Annotated in this window: 4 protein-coding genes and 1 pseudogene; 2 read left to right on the forward strand and 3 right to left on the reverse strand. The window is 69.4% G+C overall.

Translation table 11 applies throughout. The annotated features are described in order from the left end of the window. Both ACWDTP_RS29505 and ACWDTP_RS29510 read right to left on the reverse strand, forming a co-directional pair. Window positions 1-1,410: an APC family permease gene (locus ACWDTP_RS29505; protein WP_450026474.1), complete on the reverse strand. Its 1,410-nt coding sequence runs from the start codon at window positions 1,408-1,410 to the stop codon at window positions 1-3. After that, window positions 1,407-2,513 carry a DmpA family aminopeptidase gene (locus ACWDTP_RS29510; RefSeq protein WP_450026476.1) on the reverse strand — a complete coding sequence of 369 codons (1,107 nt, stop codon included), beginning with the start codon at window positions 2,511-2,513 and terminating at the stop codon, window positions 1,407-1,409. Before ACWDTP_RS29510 ends, ACWDTP_RS29505 begins: the two co-directional genes overlap by 4 nt. Window positions 2,514-2,561: 48 nt before the next feature. Here ACWDTP_RS29510 and ACWDTP_RS29515 point away from each other — a divergent pair, with 48 nt between their 5' ends. Together ACWDTP_RS29515 and ACWDTP_RS29520 are read left to right on the forward strand one after the other, a co-directional pair. Next, a complete protein-coding gene (locus ACWDTP_RS29515; RefSeq protein WP_450026478.1) occupies window positions 2,562-3,230 on the forward strand; it encodes a TetR/AcrR family transcriptional regulator in 669 nt (222 codons plus the stop codon). Next, window positions 3,227-4,108, forward strand: coding sequence for an EamA family transporter (locus ACWDTP_RS29520; RefSeq protein WP_450026480.1), 882 nt, complete (start codon window positions 3,227-3,229; stop codon window positions 4,106-4,108). Before ACWDTP_RS29515 ends, ACWDTP_RS29520 begins: the two co-directional genes overlap by 4 nt. A 78-nt stretch (window positions 4,109-4,186) precedes the next feature. On the opposite strand, the pseudogene ACWDTP_RS29525 reads toward ACWDTP_RS29520, so the two are convergent. Continuing rightward, a pseudogene (locus ACWDTP_RS29525) lies at window positions 4,187-4,493 on the reverse strand (AAA family ATPase); the annotation flags it as partial.

Genomic DNA, 4,493 nt, shown 5'->3' on the forward strand with positions numbered 1-4,493 from the left:
CTATTCAATGTGCCGGGGCCGCACCGCCGCCCCGATCACGAACCCGGCGAACGGCACGGCCGCCAGGATCGTGCTGAGCGTGGCGCTGCCGCCGGTCACCAGGGTGAAGTTGGTGAGCACCAGCCACAGGCTGGCGAGCAATCCCAGGCAGGCCAGCGCCGGGGCGATGCGGGTCTGCCACGGCCGGCCCCGCGCATGCTCGCCGTGGCGGGCGAAGTAGACGAGCACCGCCGCCGATGTGGTCAGCATCAGGATCACCATGCCCACCGTCGCCACCCCGGCCATCGAGCCGAACACCCCCACCAGCGGGTCGACTCCGAGCCCGGCCAGGATCGCGACGATCACCGCGGCGGTGCCGGTCTGCACCGCCGAGGACAGCGCGGGCGATCCGTGCCGCGGGTGCACCCCGGACAATCCCCTGGGCAGCAACCCTTTTCGGGCCAGTGCGAACTGGTAGCGGGCGATCACGTTGTGAAAGGACAGCACACAGGCGAACAGGCTGGTCAGTAGCAGCACGTTGACCACGTCGCGGCCGACCCGGCCCAGGTTGTCGTCGGTGGTGTCGAGCAGCATGTTGGCGTCGCCGTCCAAAGTGTGTTGTGCGACGTCGGCGACCTGGTCCGGCCCGATCGCGACGACGAATGCCCAGCAGGTCAGCGCATAGAAACCGCCGATAATGAGCACCGCGGCATAGGTCGCGCGGGGAATGGTGCGTTCGGGATCGCGGGCCTCGTCGCGGAACACCGCGGTCGCCTCGAACCCGATGAACCCGGTCAGCGCGAACAGCACCGCGATGCCGAGGACGCCGTCGGTGAACACCCCGGGAGCGAATGATGTCAGCGTCAACCCGGCCGGACCCGGATCGGCCACGATGACCAGGTCGAGCAGGATCACGATGCCGATCTCGGCCGCCAGCGCCACCCCGAGCACCTTGGCGCTGAGCTCGATATGCCGGTAGCCGAGCAACGCGACGATCACCAGGACCGCGAACGAGTAGACGGCCCAGGGGATCTGGGGTCCACCGTAGAATCGGACGGTGTCGCCGATGGCCCAGCCGATATAACCGTAGATCCCGACCTGGATCGCGGTGTAGGCGATCAGCGCGACGGCGGCGACGCCGCTGCCCATCCGCCCGCCGAGGCCGAGCGTCACATAGGAGAAGAAGGCGCCCGCCTCGGGCACGTACGGCGTCATCGCCACGAATCCGACACTGAACACCAGCAGAACCAGTGCGGCGATGAGGAATCCGACCGGAGCGCCGGGTCCGTTGCCCAGGCCCATCGCCAGGGGCATGTTGCCGCCGATCACGGTCAGCGGGGCAGCCGCGGCCACCACCATGAACACGACACCGACGGGTCCGAGCTCTCCCTGCAGTCGCCGGCCGTCGGCGGTGGGGGTGCCGGTACTCATTGATGCTCCAGGAGAAGTGCAGCGCGAAACAGCGTGTGATCCAGCGCGTGAGCGGTGCGTCCGTTGCGCCCGGTCAGGGTTTCGGCGGCGACGAGGACGTTGAGAATGGCCTCCTCGGTGGCGTCGATGGTCAGGTCGAACAACCTGGTCATCAGCTGCGGCGCCACCATCCGCAGGTCGATCTCGGGGCGCTCGGTCCCGGCGTCCTCGTCCCAGGCGTACGGCGGGATTCCGCGGTTGCCGGTGGCGAACGCCAGCATCAGATCCCCGCTGTACTGTTCGCCGGTACCGCCCAGGCGGCCGACCGCCAGCGCCGACCGCTGCGCCAACCGGGTGCACTGGTGCGGCAGCAACGGTGCGTCGGTCGCCACGACGACGATGATCGACCCCGATCCCGGCTGGTACGCCCGCGGCATGTCAGGGGTCGGCACCACGTCGGGTCCGATCATCTCACCGACCGGAACCCCGTTGACCCGCAGACGTTCCCGGCGTCCGTGATTGGCCTGCACCAGAACCCCGACGGTATAGCGGCCCGCGGCGGTGTCGGTGACCCGGGAGGCGGTGCCGATGCCGCCCTTGAAGCCGTGGCAGATCATCCCGGTGCCACCGCCGACATTGCCCTCGGCCACCGGACCGTCGGCCGCGGAGGCCAGCGCCGCGTGCACGTGTTCGGCGCGCACGTGGTGGCCGTTGATGTCGTTGAGCAGCCCGTCATAGGTTTCCCCCACCACCGGAAGCGACCAGTACAGCCCCTCGCCTCTGGCCCGGACCTGGGCGTCTACCAGCGCATCACGCACCACTCCGACGCTGTGGGTGTTGGTCAGCGCGATGGCCGAGGTGAGCTCGCCGGATTCGCGCACCCACTCCAGGCCGGTCAGTTCACCGCTGCCGTTGAGCCGGTGGGCGCCGGCGAACACCGGTTCGGTCCAGATGCCGGGGTGCGGGAGTACGAGGGTGACCCCGGTGTTGACGGAGGCCTCACCGTCCGGCCCGTTCTGCTGGACGGTGGTGTGCCCGACGCGAACGCCGGGGACGTCGGTGATCGCGTTGTGCGGACCGGTGGGGTGATCACCGACGACGACGCCGAGGTCGCGGGCTCGCAATATGGCCTCCGGAGGGTCACGTCATATTCTTTTCACATTTGGAAAATAATGGACGCGGGTGGTCTCCTGCGCAAGGGGAACGGCGAAATCGGTAAGGATGAGACTGTGGGACGACCGAACCGACAGACCCAACGACGCGAAGAGATCCTCGATGCCGCCATCGCCCTGATCGAGCGCCACGATCTCGCGACACTGCGGATCGCCGACGTCGCCGCCGAGCTGAACCTGACCGCCAACGCGGTGCGCTACTACTTCAAGGAGATGGACCAGCTGCTCTCCGAGCTCGCCCAGCGCTCCGACACCCGCTTCTACGACAACCGGCTCGCGGTCGTCGAAAACACCCCAGATGCCCGCGAGCAGCTCGCGTTGACCATCGCCGCCGGTCTGCCGACCGGGCCGGAGGACGCCGAGTGGCGGGCGATCTGGCGCGCCGTGCTGGCCGCGGGCTTCGAACTCGACCAGCGCCGCGACGTCCAGCACATCTACCACCGGCAGGTCGATCTCTACGCCCGGATCCTCGACGCGGGCGCGGCCGACGGCACCTTTCGGCTGCGGTCTACCGCGCGTGACATCGCTATGTCCCTGATGGCCATGGAGGACTACCTCGGGTACCGCATCGTGGCCCGCGACCCGGAGCTGAACCGCGATACCGCGCTGCGGCTCATGCGCGGGTACGCCGAAATCGCCACCGGTGCACAACTTCCGGTGACAGTGTGACCGCAGCCCGGCGAGCCCCGGCCGGGGCGGCAGCGCTGGTCGTCGTCGCGGCGATCAGCCAGGAGGTCGGCGCAGCCGTCGCCGTCGGCCTGTTCGCCGCGGTCGGCACAGTTGGCGCGCTGTTCGCCAGGTTCGCTGTGGCCGGTGTGATCCTGTGCGTGTCGGCCCGCCCGGCCGTGCTGGGCCTGACCCGACAGGCCTGGGCGTCGGCAGCCGCATTGGCCGCCACCCTTGGCGTGATGAACCTCTGCTTCTATCTCGCCATCGCCAGGATCCCCCTCGGGATCGCCGTGACGATCGAAGCGCTTGGTCCACTGGGTCTTTCGGTGGTGACGGGTAAAAGTCGGGTCGCCTGGCTGTGGGCGGGGCTGGCCCTGGCCGGGGTGGCACTGCTGGGTCTGCCGCGCGCCGGCGGCGGCGGACATTTCGACCCGGCCGGCTTCGCCTTCGCCGCCGTCGCGGGTGTGAGCTGGGCCGGATACATCCTGGCCTCGTCGCGGACCGCCGTCGAGTTCCGCCGCGTCGACGGCCTGGCCATCGCCACGGCCATGGGTGCCGTCGTGGTCGCCCCGTTCGCCGTCACCTCGGTGGGGTTGTCCGACGCATTGCACTGGCATGTGCTCGCGGTGGGCGCGGCCGTCGGGCTGCTGTCCTCGGTCATCCCCTACTCGTTGGAGTTGGTGTCGCTGCGCACGCTGCCCCCGGCCACCTTCGCCGTCCTCACCTGTCTGTCACCGGTCACCGCGGCGCTGGCCGGACTTGTGGTGCTCGGCCAGCAGATCGGCATGCTCGGGTATCTCGGCGTCGCGCTGGTGACCGCGGCCAGCATCGGCGCGGTGCGCGCGGCGCACACCGGCCGGGCCGAGCCCCTCGGCTGACCGTTCCTTCTCTCGCGAGCAGACGCGTCGGTACCCGGAATCGCGCGTTTTCGGGTACCGACACGTCTGCTCGGCGGATCAGGTGAGGGTCAACGCGCCGTCCCGGATGCCTGCCCGCAGGGTGACGGGCCGGTCCGACGCCGCCAGAACCGCCCGCGCGACCGGCTCGGTGAGCTCGTTGCGGATGGCCCGACGCAGGCCCCGGGCGCCATAGACCGGGTCGAATCCCCTGCGCTGCACGAAATCGACCACACCGTCGTCGACGTCGAGCTCCACCCCGCGTTGCCGCAACCGCCGCACCAGCTCACCGATCTCCTTGCGGGTCACGCGTTCCGCGGTGTTGTCGTCGAACGCGTCGAACACCACGGTGTCGTCGATCCGGTTG

The organism is Mycobacterium sp. NPDC003449, assembly GCF_053588415.1.

Coding starts and splice junctions, on each gene's coding strand:
- ACWDTP_RS29505 (WP_450026474.1), bottom strand. CDS start 1,410: ATGAGTACCGGCACCCCCACCGCCGACGGCCGGCGACTGCAGGGAGAG.
- ACWDTP_RS29515 (WP_450026478.1), top strand. CDS start 2,562: ATGGACGCGGGTGGTCTCCTGCGCAAGGGGAACGGCGAAATCGGTAAG.